The sequence below is a fragment of the Rhizobium sp. NRK18 genome, from assembly GCF_024385575.1.
In the GTDB taxonomy this organism is placed as follows: domain Bacteria; phylum Pseudomonadota; class Alphaproteobacteria; order Rhizobiales; family Rhizobiaceae; genus JANFMV01.
On record NZ_JANFMV010000001.1, the window covers coordinates 697,284 to 716,607 of the forward strand.

At 63.0% G+C, this 19,324-nt stretch carries 16 protein-coding genes; 2 read left to right on the top strand and 14 right to left on the bottom strand.

Annotated features, from left to right (window positions below):
• Positions 1-536: 536 nt before the first annotated feature.
• The 11 genes from NN662_RS03205 to NN662_RS03255 form a co-directional block, all read right to left on the bottom strand.
• Positions 537-851 (bottom strand): HigA family addiction module antitoxin, encoded by a 315-nt coding sequence (locus NN662_RS03205; protein ID WP_261928869.1) that lies wholly within the window; start codon positions 849-851, stop codon positions 537-539.
• A complete protein-coding gene (locus NN662_RS03210) occupies positions 823-1,107 on the bottom strand; it encodes a type II toxin-antitoxin system RelE/ParE family toxin (protein ID WP_261928870.1) in 285 nt (94 codons plus the stop codon). Before NN662_RS03210 ends, NN662_RS03205 begins: the two co-directional genes overlap by 29 nt.
• Before the next feature lie 68 nt (positions 1,108-1,175).
• Positions 1,176-2,195, bottom strand: coding sequence for a 1-aminocyclopropane-1-carboxylate deaminase (locus tag NN662_RS03215; protein WP_261928871.1), 1,020 nt, complete (start codon positions 2,193-2,195; stop codon positions 1,176-1,178).
• 272 nt (positions 2,196-2,467) lie between these two features.
• Positions 2,468-3,961 carry an amidase gene (locus NN662_RS03220; RefSeq protein ID WP_261928872.1) on the bottom strand — a complete coding sequence of 498 codons (1,494 nt, stop codon included), beginning with the start codon at positions 3,959-3,961 and terminating at the stop codon, positions 2,468-2,470.
• On the bottom strand, positions 3,958-5,364 hold the full coding sequence (locus NN662_RS03225) for a M20 family metallopeptidase (protein WP_261928873.1): 1,407 nt from the start codon (positions 5,362-5,364) through the stop codon (positions 3,958-3,960). Before NN662_RS03225 ends, NN662_RS03220 begins: the two co-directional genes overlap by 4 nt.
• 1 nt (position 5,365) lies before the next feature.
• Entirely contained in the window at positions 5,366-6,943 is a 1,578-nt protein-coding gene (locus tag NN662_RS03230) for a gamma-glutamyltransferase family protein (protein ID WP_261928874.1), read from the bottom strand.
• A 10-nt stretch (positions 6,944-6,953) separates the two neighbouring features.
• Entirely contained in the window at positions 6,954-7,955 is a 1,002-nt protein-coding gene (locus NN662_RS03235) for an oligopeptide/dipeptide ABC transporter ATP-binding protein (protein ID WP_315972579.1), read from the bottom strand.
• Positions 7,952-8,953: an ABC transporter ATP-binding protein gene (locus tag NN662_RS03240; RefSeq protein ID WP_261928875.1), complete on the bottom strand. Its 1,002-nt coding sequence runs from the start codon at positions 8,951-8,953 to the stop codon at positions 7,952-7,954. Before NN662_RS03240 ends, NN662_RS03235 begins: the two co-directional genes overlap by 4 nt.
• Positions 8,950-9,846 (bottom strand): ABC transporter permease, encoded by an 897-nt coding sequence (locus tag NN662_RS03245; RefSeq protein ID WP_261928876.1) that lies wholly within the window; start codon positions 9,844-9,846, stop codon positions 8,950-8,952. The genes NN662_RS03240 and NN662_RS03245 overlap by 4 nt, the downstream gene beginning before the upstream one ends.
• A 1-nt stretch (position 9,847) precedes the next feature.
• A complete protein-coding gene (locus tag NN662_RS03250; RefSeq protein WP_261928877.1) occupies positions 9,848-10,765 on the bottom strand; it encodes an ABC transporter permease in 918 nt (305 codons plus the stop codon).
• 134 nt (positions 10,766-10,899) lie between these two features.
• Positions 10,900-12,408 (bottom strand): ABC transporter substrate-binding protein, encoded by a 1,509-nt coding sequence (locus tag NN662_RS03255; RefSeq protein WP_261928878.1) that lies wholly within the window; start codon positions 12,406-12,408, stop codon positions 10,900-10,902.
• Between the two features lie 149 nt (positions 12,409-12,557).
• Between NN662_RS03255 and NN662_RS03260 the strand changes: the two genes are divergently transcribed.
• The gene (locus NN662_RS03260; RefSeq protein ID WP_261928879.1) at positions 12,558-13,337 is read left to right on the top strand and encodes an IclR family transcriptional regulator; all 780 of its coding nucleotides are present in this window, start codon (positions 12,558-12,560) and stop codon (positions 13,335-13,337) included.
• Positions 13,338-13,360: 23 nt separating this feature from the next.
• Here NN662_RS03260 and NN662_RS03265 read toward each other — a convergent pair whose 3' ends face one another.
• The 3 genes from NN662_RS03265 to NN662_RS03275 form a co-directional block, all read right to left on the bottom strand.
• Complete coding sequence (locus tag NN662_RS03265) at positions 13,361-15,253, bottom strand: bifunctional sugar phosphate isomerase/epimerase/4-hydroxyphenylpyruvate dioxygenase family protein (protein ID WP_261928880.1); 1,893 nt, start codon at positions 15,251-15,253, stop codon at positions 13,361-13,363.
• 245 nt (positions 15,254-15,498) lie between these two features.
• Positions 15,499-16,677 (bottom strand): ROK family transcriptional regulator, encoded by a 1,179-nt coding sequence (locus NN662_RS03270; RefSeq protein ID WP_261928881.1) that lies wholly within the window; start codon positions 16,675-16,677, stop codon positions 15,499-15,501.
• A 412-nt stretch (positions 16,678-17,089) separates the two neighbouring features.
• On the bottom strand, positions 17,090-17,704 hold the full coding sequence (locus tag NN662_RS03275) for a GNAT family N-acetyltransferase (protein ID WP_261928882.1): 615 nt from the start codon (positions 17,702-17,704) through the stop codon (positions 17,090-17,092).
• Between the two features lie 298 nt (positions 17,705-18,002).
• Here NN662_RS03275 and NN662_RS03280 point away from each other — a divergent pair, with 298 nt between their 5' ends.
• Entirely contained in the window at positions 18,003-19,298 is a 1,296-nt protein-coding gene (locus NN662_RS03280; protein ID WP_261931851.1) for an extracellular solute-binding protein, read from the top strand.
• Positions 19,299-19,324: the final 26 nt, after the last annotated feature.

Sequence of the window (19,324 nt, forward strand, 5' to 3'; positions counted from 1 at the left end):
AGTTGATGTGCTCGGTTCGTCTGAACAGCATGGGGAGTTTCGCTAAGTCGATTTCCGCCTCGATTATGATGTCGCCATCATTTTGGGCAGCACGTTAAAGTAGACCTGATCCGACGTCTGTCGGTCAAGGGATGAATAAATGTGCAAGTTGTTGTAAGAAGTCAGATATTGAGCGTTTGTGGAAATTGGCCTGCGCCGGCCAACTTCCGAGATCGTAATCTTACGGCAATCCTCCGGAAAAATTGTAATCCCGATTCTCCCTTCAGTCCGGCCTCAGCTTTCGGACCGCGATGCGAACAGAAAGAGGGGACATCATGAGAATCGCACCGGCAGCACTGGCGGGTCTGTCACCCTTTCGGGAAGCGCGGCTGCGGTGCGGGATCGGCCGACGGTGCGCCACGTAATGTCAGTCCAACGAGCCGACGAGTTCGGCGGATCATGACTGCGACGACCGGATCATGCTGGATGAGTTGTGGCGGCGCACTAGAAGGGGCTTTCCCGGAGACCAGGCTCGACGCTTGAGGCGCGCCAGCCGCCTATGCCGCCCTCGGCTCGATCGTCGACAGATCATCTTCGATTTGGCGACGGCGTTGCATGAGGTCGTAGTCGGTCTGCAGGCCCAGGAAGAAGCCTTCGGACATGCCGAAATAGCGGGCGAGGCGCAGGTCGGTGTCGGCAGTCATGGCGCGTTTGCCGAGCACGATCTCGTTGATGCGGCGCGGCGGGACGTGGACGGCGCGGGCGAGCGCGTTCTGGCTGACGCCCATGGGTTTGAGAAATTCTTCGAGCAGGATCTCGCCGGGATGCGGGTTCGGCAAGAGATCAGTCATGGTAGTCGGCGATTGTGACATGGCTCGGTCCTCCTTCCTGCCAGATGAAGCAGATGCGCCACTGGCTGTTGATCCGGATGCTGTGCTGGCCGGTGCGGTTGCCTTTCAGCGCTTCAAGCCTGTTGCCGGGCGGGACGCGCAGATCCTGCAGCGTGCGGGCCTGGTTGATAAGGCGCAGCTTGCGCAGGGCAACCGGCTGAATGTCCGGCGGAAGCTTCCGGCTTCGCCGACCCGACCAGATGCATTCGGTTTCCGGATCGGCGAAACTCTGGATCATGAAGAAGCATAACGCATCACGTCATATGACGCAATGCGTTATCATTTGGCGGGAAGTTGGGTGAGGGCTCAGCCTTCCTTGTAGTAATAGCTGTAGCCGTTCAATGCCGGGGCGCCGCCGAGGTGGGCGTAGAGGACCTTCGAGCCTTCCGGGAAGAAGCCCTTCTTCGTGAGGTCGATCAGGCCCTGCATGGATTTGCCTTCGTAGACCGGGTCGGTGATCATCGCTTCGGTGCGGGCGGCAAGCCGGATCGCTTCGTTGGTTTCCTCCGACGGCACGCCGTAGGCGGGGTAGGCGTAGTCCGGGTTGATGACGATCTCGTCTTCGGTGACGGCGCGGCCGAGGCCGACGAGCTCGGCGGTGTTGTCGACGATCTGGCGGACCTGGGCGCGGGTCTGCTCGACCGTGCCGGAGGCGTCGATGCCGATGACGCGGTCGGCGCGGTCCTGAGCCGCGAAGCCGACGATCATGCCGCCCTGGGTGGAGCCGGTGACGACGCAGACGACGATATAGTCGAACTTGAAGCCGAGCTCTTCTTCCTGTTTTGCGACTTCCTCGGCAAAGCCGACATAGCCGAGCGCGCCGTACTTGTGGACCGAAGCGCCGGCCGGGATCGGGTAGGGCGTCCCGCCGGCGTCCTTCACCGACTGGATCGCGTCTTCCCAGCTCTTGCGGATGCCGATGTCGAAGCCGTCGTCGACGAGGCGGCTGTCGGCGCCCATCAGGCGGGTCATCAGGATGTTGCCGACGCGGTCGTAGACGGCGTCATAATGCGGCACCCATTTCTCCTGGATGACGACGCATTTCATGCCGATCTTGGCGGCGGTGGCGGCGACCATGCGGGTGTGGTTGGACTGCACGCCGCCGATCGAGACCAGCGTGTCGGCGCCCGAGGCGATCGCGTCCGGCACGATGTATTCGAGCTTGCGCAGCTTGTTGCCGCCCATGGCGAGGCCGGAATTGCAGTCGTCACGCTTGGCGTAGATTTCGACCTTGCCGCCGAGTGCTTCCGAAAGGCGCGGCAGATGTTCGATCGGGGTGGGGCCGAAGGTGAGGGGGTAACGTTCGAATTTTTCCAAGAGGGACATCAGTTGGCTCCTTGCTGAACTGGGCTGAATATGGCGCCAACATAGAGAAAATCGGATGAAATGTGCTCTCTTATTCAGTCAATAAATTATCGGAATAATTCTTATATGTCGAAATTCAGATAAATAGCTTCCACATTAATGAAAAATATCGGAAGATAACGTCATATGAAAATGGCGTCCGATTGCCGTGCAGAATGGCGGCAAAATAGAAACGCCGGTGCCCCTGTTCGAGGAGCGCCGGCGTCTGGTCGCAAGGATATTGCTTTCCGGGCTCATGTGATCGCGGCGATCCCGTCGGCGAGGATTGGCCGGGCCTTCTTCAGGGCTTCGATGTCGGGCAGCGGGCGTGCGAATTCACTGCTGCCGGCGAAGACGGCTTCCAGTTCGGCGGCGACCGCCAGCACCCCGAGATCGTCGTTGCGGCGGCCGACGATCTGCAGGCCGAAGGGCATGCCGAGTTCGTCGCGGCCGACCGGAATGGTGATCGAGGGGTGACCGGCAATCGTCGAGGCATAGGCCATCGCCAGCCACTGGTAGTAGCTCTGCGTCGCGACCCCGTCGATCTCCTTCGGATAGAGCTCGTGCCAGTCGCGCGGGCTGATGGTGACGGCCGGCGAGAGCAGGTAGTCATGGCTGTCGAAGAAGCTCAGCCATCTGCGGTAATAGGCGCCCTGGCGGTTCATCACGTCAGCGACATCGAGGGCGGAATAGGACAGGCCCTCCTCTACATTGGCGATGATGTTCGGACCGTAGCGCTCCGGCATCTTGGCATACCCGGGATGATGGTTGCCAAGGAACATCAGCGCCCGCAGCACGGCGAAGATGCGGTCGGCATCTGTGCAGTCCGGCGTGGTCGCTTCCGCCCGGCCGAGAGTCGGGGCGAGCCAGTCCATGCGGCTCGAGAAGGCTCGGCGCACGACCTTTTCGGTCATCGCGAAGCCGTAGTCCTCGGTGAAAGCGAATTTCAGCGAGGAGAGATCGCGGCGCGGCAGGCGGGCGAAATCGGCCGGGTTCCAAAGCGTTTTCCCGTCGATGACCGCGGTGAAGGTGTCGAGGCGATCCGGTCTCGCGATGATGGAGAGCATCAGCGCCGTGTCGGCCACCGTGCGGGCCATCGGGCCGGAGGTCGGCAGGTGCATCAGCGCCATGCCGCGCGTGTCGCCGGGAACGACGCCGGGGGACGGGCGGAAGCCGACGACGCCGCAGAAGGCGGCCGGATTGCGCAGGCTGCCGCCGGTGTCCGAACCGGTGCAGAGCGGCGCCATGCCGGTCGCCAGCGCTGCCGCCGACCCGCCGGAGGATCCGGCGGCGCTCTTCGTCGGATCATGCGGATTGCCGGTCGGGCCATAGACGGTGTTCACCGTGTTGCCGCCGGCGGAAAATTCCGGATTGTTGGTCTTGCCGAGCACCACCGCACCCGCCTGACGCATGGCGGCGACGATGGCGTCGTCCTTCGTGGCGATGTTGTCGCGGTAGATTTCCGAGCCGAGCGTCGTCGGCAGGCCGGTGACGTCGATCATGTCCTTCACACCGAAGGGCAGGCCATGAACCGGCCCGAGCGGTCCTCCGGCCATGACGGCCTCTTCGGCCTTGCGGGCTTCGGCGCGCATACGGTCGAAATCGGTGGCGACGACGGCGTTGATTGCCGGATTGATCGCTTCGGTGCGGGCGATGCAGGCGTCCGTCAGTTCGACCGGCGACAGCTTGCGCCGGGCGATGAGTTGACGGGCCTCGATGGCGCCAAGGTCTGCCGGATCGGTGGTCATGCGTGCTGTCTTTCCTTCTGTGCCTGAACGTCGGCGCCGATGTCCCAGAACAGGCCGGTCATCAGCTGCAGCGCCTCGCGGCTGGACGATAGCAGGATATGCTCGTTGGGGGCATGCTGCGAGCAGCCGGGATAGGAATGCGGCAGCCAGACGGTCGGCAGGCCGAGCGTTTCGGAGAAGCATTCATTCGGAATGGAGCCGGCAAGGTTCGGCAGGATAGCCGGCCGCTTGCCCGTCGTTGCGCTGACCGACGCGGCGACGCGCTTGACCCACGGATGGTCGGGATCGAGCCGGGTCGCATGGAAAAAGCCGCGTTCGGCGGGGATGATCTCGACATCGTCAAAACCTTCGCGGTCGAGATGGCGGCGGAGCGCCGGCAGAATGTCGTCCGGGTCGGTGCCGACGACATAGCGCAGCTGGCAATGGGCGTTGGCCATGCCGGAAATCGCGTTGACCGGCGCTTCCGGCACGCCGCTCTTCTGGGCGAGCACCGCGAAGGAATTCCAGCCGAACACGCGTTCGGACGGCGTCAGGCTTTCCTCGCCCCAGTCGGTGTCGATCGTCGGTCCGTCGAAGCCGCCGACGGGGCAATCCTCCAGCGCCTTGCGGACCGCGGGCGTCAGGCTGGTGGGACGCCATTCCGGCACCTTGATCTGGCCGCGACGGTCGACGATCGCGGCAATCGCGTGGGCGAGGATGGTGGCGGGGTCCTTCAGGAGGCCGCCCCAGTTGCCGGAGTGATGCGCGCCTTCGCGCAGTGTCACGCGCAGGTCGAAGTTGACGGCACCGCGCGAACCCATGAACATCGTCGGACGCTCGGGATGCAGGCGCGGACCGTCGGAGGCGATGAGGACGTCGGCCTTGAGGAGACCGCGGTTGGCGGCGAAGAGTTCATTGAGGCCCGGCGAGCCGCACTCCTCGCCCATTTCCAGAATGATCTTGCAGTTGAAGCCGAGCGCGCCGCGGGTGGCAATGATCTCGCGGAGTGCTGCAAAATTGATCAGGTGCTGACCCTTGTTGTCGGCGGTGCCGCGGCCATAGGCGCGGTCGCCTTCGATCACCAGGCTGAACGGCGCCAGCCCGTCGCGCCACTGGTCGGTCTGTGCACGGATAACGTCGCCATGACCATATACGAGAATGGTCTCGAGGTCCGGGCTCTCGATGCGTTCGGCAAAGAGAAACGGAATGCCGGCGTCCAGCGGATTTGCGAGGATGCGGCAGGCAAAGCCCATCGTCTCCAGCATCGGGATCATCGCCTCGTCGAGATAGCGGGCAAGCTCGGCGCGGCCGGCGGGGTCCTGGCTTTCGGAACCGATGGCGACGAGGCCGGCGAGTTCGTCGGTGAAGCCGCCGGTATCGGCATAGCGGGCGATGGCGTCGAGGGCGGTATTGCGATCCGTCATGTCAGTGCGTCTTTTCCTTTTCGGTGATCGCATCGCCCCAGGGCGACATGATCTCGGTGCAGCCGGTGTTCAGGCCGTTCTCGCGGGCAACGCCGGCGGGGCAGGCGAAGGCGTAGGGGAACACCGTCCGCTTGGCCGTTGCGGTCGGCAGGACGGCGTCGAGCGCCGCGATGATCCCCGGCGACAGGTCTTCGTCAGCGACGATGGTGCCGCCGCCGGTATTGTCGATGCGGGGCTGGTGAAAGGCCTCGCCGAGATCCATGTCGAAATCGGTCATGAAGGAGGTGAGGTTCAGCACGGCCGGCAGGATCTTGCGGCCACCGGAGGCGCCGATGGCAAAGCGCCTGCCGTCCTTCTCGCCTATGGCCGGGCAGACGTTCATCAGGCAACCCTTGTCGGGGCCGAGCGAGTTCGGCTTGCCGGGCTCGGGGTCGAACCACATGATGCCGTTGTTCATAAGAAGGCCGGTCGAAGGCGAAATCACCTTGGATCCGAATATAGACAGCAGCGTCTGGGTGACGGCGACCATGTTGCCGTGGCGGTCGACGACCGAGAAATGCGTGGTGCAGGAGGGCGCATGCGGTGCGTCGAGATCGCCCATGCCCTTCAGGCGCTTTTCGTAGGCGGCGGTAAGTGCTGCGGCCATGGCGGCATAGCTCTTGCCGTCGGGCTCGGTGCCGGGCTCGAAGCTCTCCTGCATCATGGCCAGGCAATCGGCGAGGTTGGGGCCGGCCGTCAGTCCTTTCGATGCATGGATGGTGCCGCCGCGATAGGGAACGGCAATCGTGTCCCGCAGTTCCGCCTTGTAGGCCTTCAGGTCGTCCAGTCCGAGGCAGCCGCCCTTTGCCTGGATGTCGGCGACCATGGCGCGGGCGATCTCGCCTTCATAGAAATCGCGCGCGCCGGCATCCGCCAGCCTTTCGAGTGTTGCAGCCAGCCGCGATTGGTCGAGCCGCGTATCGGACAGCGCCGTCCAGCCGGCAATTCTCGGCCACTGGCCGTCTTCGAGAAACAGGCTGGCGGAATCCGCGTCCTTTGCTAGGTCGCGGGTGGACGACGAGATCATCAGCGACGCGAACCAGTCTACCAGCATGCCCTCTTTCGCGAGGCCGACGGCGGGGGCGAGAAGCTCCTTCCACGACAGCGTGCCAAAGGTCTGGTGAGCGAGTTCCATGCCGGCGACCGTACCGGGCACGGCGATGGCGGTTGCGCCCTGGACATTGCGGTCGTCCTTGACGGTCGGCCAGGGGAAAAGGTCGGAGGAGCGGCCGGAGCCGTCGAGCGGATAGTCCTTCGGGTCGAGCGCTTTCGGCGAGCGCATGCCGAAGAACAGCGTGTAGGCCTTCTGTTCGGCCTCACGCCAGATCATCATCGTGCCGCCGCCGGCCGGTCCGCTCATCCACGGTTCGACGACGCCGATGGCAAAAGAGGTGGCAACCGCGGCGTCGATGGCGTCGCCGCCTGCTTCGAGGATTGCCGCGCCCACTTCGGCCGCCTTGCGATGCTGGGCCGCGACGATGCCGCCGCGGGTCGGGGTCACGCGCTTGGTGACGGTCTGGGTCGTCGAGAAATTGCTCATGGATCACCGTTCAGGCAGGAAGGATGGATTTTCGGTCGTCGCTTGTGCGGAAGAGATGACAGTCGACGTGCGAGGCGCCGGCAACCACATGCGGCGGTGCCTGCGTCTTGCATATGTCTTTTGCCACGGCGCAACGCGGATGGAAATGACAGCCGGAGGGCGGGGAGATCGGATTGGGGAAGGTGGCGCCGAGTTGAAGATCGGGCACGGAGAGGGAGGGGTCCGGAGTGAGGACCGAGTCCAGAAGCGCACGGGTATAGGGGTGCTTTGGTCCCTGGAAAAGTTCGGCGGCGGGCGCTTCCTCGACGATCCTGCCGAGATACATGACCGCGACGCGGGTCGCCAGATGCTCGACGACGGCGAGGTTGTGGCTGATGAAGAGATAGGTCAGCCCCAGTTCCTCGCGCAGTTCTGCAAGAAGGTTCAAGATCTGCGACTGGATCGAGACGTCGAGGGCCGAGGTCGGCTCGTCGCAAATGACGATTTCCGGATTGATGATCAGGGCGCGGGCGATTGCCACGCGCTGGCGCTGGCCGCCGGAAAGCTGGCCGGGATAGCCCTTGCGGGCACGCTGCGGAAGGCCGACGAGGTCGAGCATCTTCGCAACCGCCTTCTGCCGCGAGGCGCTGTCGCCGATCTTGTGGACGACCAGCGGCAGGGAGACGATGTCCTCGATGGACTTCCGCGGATTGAGGGAGGAGTAGGGATCCTGGAAGATCGGCTGGATGCGGCGCGCGAGCAGCTGACGGTCGCCCGGTCCGATCACCCGTCCGTCGACGAGAACCTGGCCGGTCGTCGGCTGTTCGAGACCGAGCAAGACCTTGGCAAGCGTGGACTTGCCGCAGCCGGATTCGCCAACGAGGCCGAGGACGTCCTTCTTGCGGATCCTGAGCGAGACGCCACCCAGCGCCTGCAGCGGCCGGGGCTTCGAAAACATGCCCTGCTTGACCTGATAGGTCTTGGTGATGCCGGTCAGTTCGAGGACGGGTGTCGAGGTGTTGGAGACGGTCACGAGGCGACCTCCATAGCAGCGATATCCTGAATGCAGCGGTACCAGTGCTGGCCGCCCGCTTCGCGCGGTGCGACGGGCCTGGAACAGGCAGCTTCCGCCAGTTCGCAGCGCTCGCGGAAGGCGCATCCCTCGATGCCGCCGATCAGCGAGGGCACGATGCCGGGGATGGAGCCGAGCGGTTCGCCGGGCTTGGTCTTGCCGGGCGCCGGAATGCAGCGCAGCAGGCCGCGGGTATAGGGATGGGCCGGACGGTCGAAGATTTCCGCGGCGGTTCCCGCCTCGACGATCTCGCCGGCATACATCACCGCCACCTTGTCGGCGATGCGGGCGACGACGCCGAGATCGTGGGTGACGAGGATCAGCGCCATGTTCAGCTCGCGCTTCAGATCGGCCAGCAGCCGCAGGATCTGCGCCTGGATCGTCACGTCGAGTGCGGTCGTCGGCTCATCGGCGATGATCAGTTCCGGCTCGCACATCAGCGCCATGGCGATCATCACGCGCTGGCGCAGGCCTCCGGAGAGCTGATGCGGATACTGCTTCAGGCGGCTTTCGGCGGCGGTGATGCCGACCTTGCCGAGAAGCTCGGCGGCGCGCCTCATGGCGTCAGCCTTCGAGATCGGGCGGTGCAGGCGAAGCGCCTCGCTCAGCTGGTCGCCGATCGTGTAGGCCGGGTTCAGAGAGGTCATCGGCTCCTGAAAGATCATCGCCATGCGGTCGCCGCGCAGCGTCTGCATCTCGGCCTTGGAAACGGACCGCAAGTCGCGGCCGGCAAACTCCAGTTTCTTGGCGCCAACCTTCATGTTCTTGCCGAGCAGGCCCATGATCGCCAGCGAGGTCAGCGACTTGCCGGAGCCGGATTCGCCGACGATACAGAGCGTCTCGCCGCGCTTCAGATCGAAGTCGATGCCGCGCACCGCATGGATCGTGTGAACGCCGATCGGAATGTCGACCGTCAGGCCCTCGACCGTGAGAATGGTGTCGTTGGTTTCAGTCATCATTTCGACTCCGGCGCGGTGACGTCACGCAGTCCGTCGCCCAGAAGGTTGATCGCCAGTACCAGCAGGAAAAGCGCGATACCGGGAATGGTGACCAGCCAGGGCTGGAAGAGCATCATCTGCTTTCCTTCCGAGATCATCAGACCCCAGGAGGGGGTCGGCGGCTGGACGCCGAGACCGAGGAAGGAGAGGGCGGCTTCGAGGAGGATGGCGTGCGCCATTTCCAGCGTCATCACGACGATCAGGTTGTTGGCGATGTTCGGCATGATCTCGGAGAGAACGATGCGGGTGGTGGAACAGCCGATCGCGCGCGCCGCGTTGACGTATTCGAGATCACGGATCTGCAGGACGGAAGAGCGCATCACGACCGCGAAACGATCCCAGAGCAGCAGTCCGAGCACCAGGATGACCACCTCCAGCGAACCGCCGAACAGGGCGACCACGGCAAGAGCCACGAGAACGACCGGCATGGCGAGGCGGACGTTGATCAGGAAGGTGACGAACAGATCGACCTTGCCGCCGAAATAGCCGGCAGCGACGCCCATCAGCGTGCCGATCGTGCCGGAGATCAGCGCGGTGACGAGACCGATCAGCAGCGATATCCGGGCGCCGTAGAGCAGCCGGGCGAGGTAGTCGCGGCCGAGCTGGTCGGTGCCGAGGACGTGGTCGGGGTTGGTGCCCGCCATCCAGAATGGCGGCTTCATGCGGGCAAAGAGATCCTGGGCATAGGGATCGTGCGAGGTCAGCACCGGGGCGAAGATGGCAGCAGCGACGACGACGGCGAGAATGGTCAGGCCGATCATCAGGCCGAGATGGCCGAAGATGCGCCGCCGCAGCATGGCGGCCGGTGTCATGCCGACAATGGCGTCGGCAGCGGGAGCGGTCGATTGGCTCATGTCAGCCCACCCTTATGCGCGGATCGAGCCAGGCATTGGTCAGATCCGAGAGGAACGTGAAGAGGATGTAGAAGCAGGAGAAGATCAGGATCAGCGCCTGCACGGTCGGCAGGTCGTGCCGGGAGATGGATTCCCATGCGAGGTAGCCGGCGCCGTGGAGCGCGAAGATCGCTTCCACGACCACGGAACCGCCGAGCATGAAGCCCATCTGCACGGCAGACAGCGAGACGACCGGAATGATGGCGTTGCGCAGTGCGTGCTTGAAGAGGACCCGCATGGTGCCTGCACCCTTGGCGCGCGCGGTGCGGATGTAATCGGCGTTCAGCACCTCCAGCATGCCGGCACGCGTCAGTCGCATAATGGCCGGCATGGCGTAATAGCCAAGCACGATGGTCGGCATGATGAAGTGCTTCCAGGTCTCGGAGCCGGAGGGCGGCAGGAGCCGGAGCTTGATGGAGAAGATGACGACGAGCACAAGGCCGAACCAGAAGCTCGGCAGCGCCTGGCCGGCCACCGACAGGAAGAGGGCGAGCCGGTCGATGATCGAGTTCGGCTTGACCGCGGCGGCGACGCCGAGCGGTACGGCGACCAGAAGCGCGAAGGTGATGCTGCAGAGGCCCAGCAGCATGGTGACGGAGAGCCGATCGGAAATCAGGTCGGCGACCGGCAGCTTGAAATAGTAGCTCTGGCCGAAATCGCCGTGCAGGGCGTTCCACAGCCATTCGGTATATTGCGTCGTCAGCGGACGATCGAAGCCGTAGAGGTGGCGAATGGCTTCAAGATCGGTGGAGCTGGCGTTCTCGCCGGCAAGCGCTGCCGCCGGATCGCCCGAAAGATGCAGAAGTGAAAAGCTGATGACCGAGACGGTGAGCGTGACCAGAATGGCAAGCGCCAGCCGTTTCAATGTGAATGCAAGCATACGACGTCTCCTTGGGGCGGCCGCGGCGTTCATGCCGTGGCGGCGTCACCTCTCCCGGCGCGGGGAGGATGGGAGGTACGCGCCGGGAGAGAGGAACGACCTGCCCGCCAGGAGACGGACAGGTCCGCAGGCTGTTATTTCCAGCTCATGTCGAAGAAGCGGACGATTTCGTCAGGCGTCGGCTTGAAGTCGATATCCTTGGTGAAGACATAGTTGGTGTTGTACGAGAACAGCGGGATCCAATAGGCTTCCTCGGCGATCTTCGTCAGCGCCTTGGCGTAGTCTTCCTTGCGCTTGGCTTCGTCGACCGTGGTGTCGCCGGCCTTCAGCCATTCGGCGACCTGATCGTCACGTGCGAAGTCCTGATCCCCCTTCTCGAAGAAGAGGCTGGTGATGGCGGAGACGTCGCTGATGGAGTTCGAACCCCAGGTCAGGAAGCCGAATCCGGCATCGCCCTTCTTCTGCATGTCGCGGAGCGCGGAATACTGCAGGAACTTCAGATCCGCCTTGATGCCGACGGCATTCAGGTAGGACATCATCGCTTCGGCATAGGGACGGTCGCGGTAAGCGTAGAAGCTCGTGGTGAAGCCATCCGGATAGCCGGCCTTGGCGAGCAGTTCCTTGGCCTTTGCCGGGTCGTAGCTGTAGCTTGGAACGTCCTGCGTGCAGCCGAACTGGGTCGGGTAGCAGGCGGAGTTGATGACCTCCGAACTGCCCTTCAAGAGGTTTTCGACGATCGCCTTGCGGTCGATCGCGTAGCCGACGGCCTGGCGGACTTCCTTCTTCGTGAACGGGCTGTCGCCGCCGCGGGCGGCCGCATCCATCACGATATAGCCGATGCGCATGGTGCTCTCGTTGGCGACGGTCAGCTGGTCCATGCTTTCCATCTGCTCGGCCTGGTCGGCGGGAACGCCCCAGATGAGATCGAGGCCGCCGGAGAACAGTTCAGCGAGCTGGGTGTTGATGTCGGGGATCGTGCGGATGTCGATGGTGCCGATGTCGGCCTTGTGCTTGGCGCCGACATAACCGTCGAATTTCTTCAGGACGTAATGCTTGCCCGGCTCGACGCTCTCGACCATGTAGGGGCCGGTGCCGACCGGCTTCAGGCCCATACCCTTGGCGCCGACTTCGGCGTAGTACTTGTCCGGATAGATCGGCACGAGGCCGGAGAGATATTCCAGTGCAGCCGGGAACGGTCCGTTGGTGTGGATCCGGATCGTGTACTTGTCGATCTTCTCAACGTTCTTCATCCAGTTCACATAGCTCGGCGTGACGACATGGCTGTCGGGATTGGTGACGGTCGCCACCGTGTAGACGACGTCGTCGGCGTCGAAGTCCTCGCCGTTGTGGAATTTCACGCCTTCGCGCAGCTTGAACTCCAGCGTGGTGTCGTCGATCCATTTCCATGAGGTGGCGAGGTCGCCGACATACTTGCCGGTCGCGGGATCGCGGAAAACCAGACCGTCCCAGATCTGACGATTGAGGATCGTGCCTTCGCGGGCCGACTGATAGTAGAAATCGAGTGACTCAAGTTCCTTGGTAAAGGCGACATGCAGGGTGTCGTCCGCCTTGTTTGCGTGTGCCTGGCTGCAGGAAAGCAAAGCGGCCAGAGTGAATGCACTTACGGAAAGGAATGGCTTCATCTGTTTTCAACGGCTTGCGCCGCCCCTCTGTTGACTCTTCTTTGTATTATTATATGATACTTTTAACCGTATATTCATTCAGTGTATTTTACGAACTCTGATTGTCAAGCGGTTGCTTAAATCGGGGGCGCGCACAAGGAATGAGCAAAATGTCTGAGGGGGAGAAGAAGAAGCAGGACACGCTGTTTGTCGGGTCGCTCGAAAAGGGCATGCGCGTCATGGCGGCGTTCGGGCTGCATCACGCCGAACTCGGCCTGACCGAGCTTGCCGAACTGACCGATCTCGACAAGAGTGCCGCCCAACGGCTGGCCAACACCTTGCACAAGATCGGCTATCTGGAAAAGGATGCGGACAGCCGTCGTTTCAGGCCGTCGCTGAAGTTCCTGGAACTGGCCGCCAGCTATCTGTCGTCAGATCCGTTCGTGCAGTTGGCCATGCCGAAGCTGATCGAGCTCAGCCGCAGCCTCGGCGAGCGCATCAACGCGGCCCGGCCGATGGGGTCGGACATCATTTACGTGGTGCGCATTCCAACGCAACTCACCAGCTTCTCGGCGATGGTGGTCGGCCGCCGCGTGCAGGCGCTCAGTTCGTCATCGGGTCGCATCATGCTGGCGCATTTTGACGAGGCGCGGCGCAAGGAAGCGCTCGAGACCTGGCCGATCGATCAGATCACGCCGAAGACCATCACGGACCGATCGATCATTGCCAGGGAGGTCGAGGAAGCCGCCGCGCTCGGTTACGGGATCGCGGTCAACCAGAACATCATCAACGAGATCGGCATCGCAGCGCCTGTCTTCACCAAGAACGGCGAGGTGGGCGGCACGGTCCAGTGCTCCGTTTCCAGCCTCAAATGGTCCCTTGAGCGGGTTCACAAGGAAATAGCTCCGCAGCTGATGGAAGTCGCGAATTCGATCATCCTGCCGCGCTGAGGGAGAGGGCCTGTCCCTCGGCTTCAGCGGGTGGGAATGCCTTCCGGCTTCATGTGCCGCTTCTGGGCGGCGATGCGGAAGGGTGCGTTCGGCGCACCATAGCCGCGATAATTCCCTCGGCGCTCGACGATCTCGAAGAAGAAGCCTTCGCCGAACACCGGGCTGTAGAGCTGGAAATACTCGCCGTCCGCATCCTGATCATAGAGAATGTTGTGGGCGCGCAGACGATCGGCAAGCGCCGGCTCCAGGCCGAAGCGGGCCTCGACATCGTCATAGTAATTGCGCGGGATTTGCAGGGGTTGCAGGCCGTTTTCGGCCAGCGCCTCGGCCGTCGCGAAAATATCGTCCGTTGCAAAGGCCAGATGCTGGATGGCGGAGCCGAAGCTTTCGGCCATGAAGTGGCCGGCGAGTGTCTTGCGGTTCTCGGCGCCGTTGAGCGTGATACGCAGGCTGCCGTCGCTGCTTTCGACGACCTGGCTGCGGACCAGCCCACTCGGGTCGGGTATGTCGACCTGCGGGGTCTTGGCGAGGTCGAAAATCGACGTGTAGAACAGCAACGCCGAAGGCAGTTCGTCCGAGCGCATCGTCTGCGCCACATGGTCGATGCGGGTGAGGGCGGCGTCGACCGGCGGGTTTTCGTCCTGCATCGGTTCGAACTCGATGTCCCAGACCCGAGCGAGTTCGCTCTTGTCGTCGATGAAGTAGATCAGTCCCTCGCCGGTGCCGCGGATGGCCGGAATGTTCAACTCGCCGGGCCCGACGGCCTGCTCAAAGGGGACGGCATCGAGCGCCTGGGCGCGCTTCAGCGCGGCCGCAGCATCTCCCACCTTCAGGCCCATCGCGTAGGCCGATGTGCCGTGGACGGCAAAGGTGGAATGGGCAAAGCCCTCGTGCTCGGTGTTGACCACGAGATTGATGGCGCCCTGGCGGAACAGGGTGACGGCCTTGGACTTGTGGCGAGCGAAAGCACGGAAGCCCATCATCCGCAGGAGTTTCGAAAGCGTCTGCGCTTCCCGTTGGCTGGTTGCGAATTCGATGAACTCGACCCCGCTCACCTCCGCCCTGTCCGGCATCGCCTTCGACGCGATCGCAATTCCCGGCTCTTCCCTCCTGACCCTGTCCATCAGGTGGATCAGAGACCGGTGGCCGTCATTGGAAACCAGTTTCGGAGCGCCGCCGCGGAACTGGTCGTTGAAGATTTCCAGGGACAGGGGACCGTTATAGCCCGTTGCTGCAACGGCGCGCATGAAGGCGACGACCGGCAGATCGCCTTCGCCCGGCATGTTGCGGAAATGCCGGCTCCAGTAGAGCAGATCCATGTCGATCAGCGGCGCGTCGGCGAGCTGGACGATGAAAATGCGGTCGCCGGGGATGGAGCGGATCGAATTGACGTCGATCTTTCGGGAGAGCGTATGGAAGGAGTCGAGGATGAGGCCGATATTCGGGTGGTCGGCACGGCGAACGATTTCCCAGGCGTCGCGGTGGTCATTGATGTGTCGGCCCCAGGCGAGTGCCTCGTAGCCGACGCGCAGTCCACGCTTTGCCGCGCGCTCGCCGAGCTCACGAAAATCGTCGGCCGCGCGATCGATGCCGCCGAGCGAGATCGGGGAGATGTTGGAGCAGACGAGCATCAGGTCGGTGCCGAGTTCCTGCATGATGTCGAACTTGCGTTCGGCGCGGTCGAACGCGCGGGATCGCTGCGGCTCCGGCATGCCTTCGAAATCGCGGAACGGCTGAAACAGCGTGATCTCAAGCCCGGCGTCGCGGACCATGTTGCCGACATCGCGCGGCGAGGCGTCAAAGGTGAGGAAGTCGTTTTCGAAGATCTCGACACCGTCGAAACCGGCGGCGGCAATCGCCTCCAGCTTTTCGCCCAGTGTGCCGCTGATCGAGACGGTTGCAATGGAAGTCTTCATCGGTCCATTTCCTCTCTTTGACGCGCGCTCAAGATCACATTGGGTGGTCGCTTTCGGCCGGCGCGGCTCGCATCCATCATCTATGGCAATCCGAGTATATGGCAAATAGCAAAATATACGAGGAAATCAAAATTATGGTACGGATAGCGATTATGTCACGCCGCGAGCCGGGCCTGTCGATCCAGGGGCCGAAGACGCTGCCACGGTCGACCGCAGTCCTTCAGATGTGCGATGAAACCACTATGTCAGCCGGGAAGCTGGATTTCCACTCCGAAGAGGGTCTCGTGCATGCGATTGGTGGCGACGCCGACGGCACCCATCAAGGCCGCACGGCTGCCGAACTGGCTGAGTTCCAGGCGCAGCGGCAGTGGCGTGCAGCGCGGCAGGTGGCGGCAGATGACGTCCATCAGTTCCTGCCGCGCGCCGATGCTGCCGCCGAGCACGACGAGTTCGGGATCCAGGATCGCGGCGATGGCGGCAAGTGCCGATGCGGCGATGCGCCCTGTTTCCTCCAGCGCGGCGACCGCCGCCTGATCGCCGGTTTCGAGTGCCGCGAAGATATCGCGAACGGTGCTTCCCGCCTTTCCGCCGAAGCCCTGATAGCGCTCGGAAATCGCAACGCTGCCGATTGAGCTCTCCAGCGTTCCGAGCAGGAAGCCGCGGGAATCGTAAGGGTCAGCGCCGATCGGCAAATAGGCGATCTCGCCCGCTCCGCCGCGCGCGCCGCGCACCAGCTTGCCATTGGCGATCAGACCCATTCCGACGCCGGTGCCGAACGCCACGAAGGCGAAGTTGTCGATCTCCTTGCCGTGGCCCCGCCACTGCTCGCCACAGGCCGCAAGGTTGACGTCGTTCTCGATTTCGACCGGCACGCCTAGCCTTGTGGAGAGAAGGCCACGCAGATCGATGGAATCGAGACCGGGAATATTCGGGGCGATCGCGATATGACCGGTTCCCGGTTGCTGGTAGCCCGGCGTGCCGAGGACGGCGATGCTGAGCTTTGAGCGCGGTGCGCCGGCCTCCGTCATGAGGTCGGCAACCACGGTCTCCAGCTGTGCGACGAGGTGTTCACCGCCACGCTTGTCGGTCGGCACGACCGTTTCGGAGAGGATGTTGCCGGCGAGATCCGTCACGGCCGCCGCGATTTTCGTGCCGCCGATGTCCATGCCGACGGCGAAAGCTGCTCGATGGTTGATCTCGTAACCCAGCGCATTGCGGCCGGCCTTGGCCTCGATATGTCCGACCGGGACGAGCCATGCATCGTTCTCGAGATCGCGGACGACTTCGGATATGGTCTGTTTCGAAAGCCCGGTTATCTTGGCGATGCTCGTCCTCGACTGCGGACCTTGCTGGAGGATGGTGCGCATGACCGCGTTGATGGAAATCTTGCGGGCGACGGGCCGATCAGCGGCGTTTGGCACCATGGTACTCCAGTTCGTCAGGGACGCGGTCCTAATTGTGGCCCGAGATCGTCAAAATCGGCCTCTTCATGCCGATGGACGACGATTTCAGCGCTCTCGTTGCCAATCAATTGGCAAATTCCGATTCATTTGTCTACCTCCTTGACAAATAATGATCGGTGTTTGTACGCTCGCCTAACCTTGAACGGAAAGAGCGGCATATGCTGACGATGGGATCGGATGAGACATCGCGTGGAAGCGGGTTTTGCGCCCGCCCGGTGGCGTTGGCATCCCGGTTTCAGGCGTGGTGCTGCCCTGGTGGAGGCGTCTTACCATGACCGCAGCGCGCGCCGTTCCAGGATTGATCTGCCAAAGGCATGATGCGTTTCCCGCGACGGCGCCGCGACTGTATGAACGGTCCGCTGCTGTTGTCGCGTCAGGCCCTGAATTTCATGCCGAAGATGACGTGGCCGTCACGGCTGATGTCTTCGAAGCCGAGGTGGCGGTAGAAGCCCTTCGCCTTTTCGTTGGTGGGGCTGACGCCAAGATGGATACCGGCCGCACCATGCGCCTTCAGCGCCTCCAGTTGCGTCTCGATCAGACGTCGCCCCCAGCCGGACGACTGCGCGCCGGGCAGGATGTTGATGTGCAGATGCGCGGGATATTCTGCATGCAGGTCGGCAAGCGGGCGATCCGGATTGGCGATGCGCTCCAGCGCACCGGCGTCGAGCGGTGCGGACGGCTGCATGCCGGCAACGATCTTGCGGATGTCAGGCCACCACTCGGCTGCAAGACGGGCGCTGAACGCCGCCGTGTCGGGTGTGCCGATCACATAGCCGATCGCCTTTTCGCCGTCGTCGAGCAGGAAGGTGAAATCCGGCTCGAACTTGCCGTAGGGCGCGGCCCAGATGTAGCCTGGCAGTTTGGGGTTGCTGTAAAGGGCGCTTGCATCCGAGCCACTGTCGGCGGTTTTCAGGCAGATCTCGTACAGCGCGTCCATGTCTGCTTCCGTCGCGCGGCGGATGGAAAGCGCGGAGGTCTTCTCGGTCATGTCTGTCATCCTCTTGTGACTGGCGGGCGGCACGCTCGCGTTTTGCGAGAGGCGAAGCGGCGGGCGGATTGGCGGGAAGCTAGATCAAACCCGGGGCCAAGAACAGGGGCCGAAATCGCAAATTTTTCATCCGCTGCTGAAGCGGGGACAGTTCGCCGGACACGCATCCGGGCGGAAAATGCCTTGCGCAAACAGAAGGTTTGCGCAGGGTGAACGGTAACGACAAACAAGGGTTCAAATCCAGAAGGGCTAGGAAATGTTTGACACAATCCTCATGCGCATGAAGCTACGCTCACGCATGTCCACGGCGACCACGACGGCTGCTGCGGTCATGATCCTCTCGGCGTCGCACGCTGCCGTTGCAGCCGACCTGCCGGTATGGGACGACTACACCTATGAGGGCCAGAGCGCCGTCATGGAAACGCTGAACAAGAACTTCGAAGCGGCTCATCCGGACGTCAAGGTCATTCGCACCCAGCGCACGTTCGACGATCTGGCGCTGACCCTGAAGCTCGCCGTTTCGGCCGGTGACGGCCCGATGGTGACCAAGGTCAACCAGGGCGCCGGCGACATGGGCGCCATGGTCAAGGAAGGCCTGCTGCAGCCGGTTGACGACTACATTTCCAAGTACGGCTGGGACAAGCGCCAATCGGACAGCCTTCTGGCACGTGACCGCTGGTCCGACACCGGACAGTTCGGCGAAGGCAAGACCTACGGCATCTCCGGCCTCGGCGAAATGGTCGGCCTGTTCTACAACGAGAAGCTTCTGAAGGACGCCGGCGTCGAACTGCCGCTGAAGAACTTCGCCGACTTCGAAGCCGCCCTCGACAAGCTCAAGGCCAAGGGCACGACGCCGATCACCATGGGCACCGCCAAGCAGCACCTCGCCCTGCACCTGATCGCCGCCATCAGCCAGGCGCAGATCGACTCGAAGAACCGCAAGGAACTCGACGACCTGATCTACGGCCGCGGCGGCAGCTTCAACACGCCCGGCAACCTCGAAGCCGCCAAGCTCGTCCAGCATTGGGCGAAGGACGGCTATTTCACGGACGGTTACCAGGGTATTTCCGGCGACGACGCCGTGCAGCTCTTCATCGCCGGCCAGTCCGCCTTCCTCGTGTCGGGTACCTGGTACTTCGGCGACATGAAGGCCAATCCGGACATTCACTTCATGCCGATCCCGGCTCCGGAAGGCGTCGAGCATCCGCTGACCGTCGGCGGTGTCGACCTTGCCTGGGCAATCACCAGCATCGCCAAGACCAAGGAAGAGCAGGACACGGCCGGCGCCTACATCGACTACATGGTTTCGCCTGAAGCCGCCGTCGAATGGGCCAAGGCCGGCTACTTCCCGTCGACCGCACTGCCGGAAGGCACGAGCATCGACATGTCGCCGCTGCTCAGCGAAGGCATTTCCATGTGGAAGACGCTGAACGCTGCCGACGCCATCGGTCACTATCCGGACTGGGCAAGCCCGACCATGCTGAAGACCTATGACGACAACACCCCGCTGCTTCTCGCCGACACCGAGACGCCGGAGCAGTTCGTCGAGGCTCTCGACAAGGACTACCAGGGCTATCTGGCGAGCAAGAAGTAAGCTTCGGCGGATCGAAAATTCCCGCG

Excerpts from the sequence above, each read along its gene's own strand:
- NN662_RS03205 (WP_261928869.1), bottom strand. The coding sequence starts at position 851 with ATGTCACAATCGCCGACTACCATGACTGATCTCTTGCCGAACCCGCAT.
- NN662_RS03210 (WP_261928870.1), bottom strand. The coding sequence starts at position 1,107 with ATGATCCAGAGTTTCGCCGATCCGGAAACCGAATGCATCTGGTCGGGT.
- NN662_RS03215 (WP_261928871.1), bottom strand. The coding sequence starts at position 2,195 with ATGTCCCTCTTGGAAAAATTCGAACGTTACCCCCTCACCTTCGGCCCC.
- NN662_RS03220 (WP_261928872.1), bottom strand. The coding sequence starts at position 3,961 with ATGACCACCGATCCGGCAGACCTTGGCGCCATCGAGGCCCGTCAACTC.
- NN662_RS03225 (WP_261928873.1), bottom strand. The coding sequence starts at position 5,364 with ATGACGGATCGCAATACCGCCCTCGACGCCATCGCCCGCTATGCCGAT.
- NN662_RS03230 (WP_261928874.1), bottom strand. The coding sequence starts at position 6,943 with ATGAGCAATTTCTCGACGACCCAGACCGTCACCAAGCGCGTGACCCCG.
- NN662_RS03240 (WP_261928875.1), bottom strand. The coding sequence starts at position 8,953 with ATGATGACTGAAACCAACGACACCATTCTCACGGTCGAGGGCCTGACG.
- NN662_RS03245 (WP_261928876.1), bottom strand. The coding sequence starts at position 9,846 with ATGAGCCAATCGACCGCTCCCGCTGCCGACGCCATTGTCGGCATGACA.
- NN662_RS03250 (WP_261928877.1), bottom strand. The coding sequence starts at position 10,765 with ATGCTTGCATTCACATTGAAACGGCTGGCGCTTGCCATTCTGGTCACG.
- NN662_RS03255 (WP_261928878.1), bottom strand. The coding sequence starts at position 12,408 with ATGAAGCCATTCCTTTCCGTAAGTGCATTCACTCTGGCCGCTTTGCTT.
- NN662_RS03260 (WP_261928879.1), top strand. The coding sequence starts at position 12,558 with ATGTCTGAGGGGGAGAAGAAGAAGCAGGACACGCTGTTTGTCGGGTCG.
- NN662_RS03265 (WP_261928880.1), bottom strand. The coding sequence starts at position 15,253 with ATGAAGACTTCCATTGCAACCGTCTCGATCAGCGGCACACTGGGCGAA.
- NN662_RS03270 (WP_261928881.1), bottom strand. The coding sequence starts at position 16,677 with ATGGTGCCAAACGCCGCTGATCGGCCCGTCGCCCGCAAGATTTCCATC.
- NN662_RS03275 (WP_261928882.1), bottom strand. The coding sequence starts at position 17,704 with ATGACCGAGAAGACCTCCGCGCTTTCCATCCGCCGCGCGACGGAAGCA.
- NN662_RS03280 (WP_261931851.1), top strand. The coding sequence starts at position 18,003 with ATGTCCACGGCGACCACGACGGCTGCTGCGGTCATGATCCTCTCGGCG.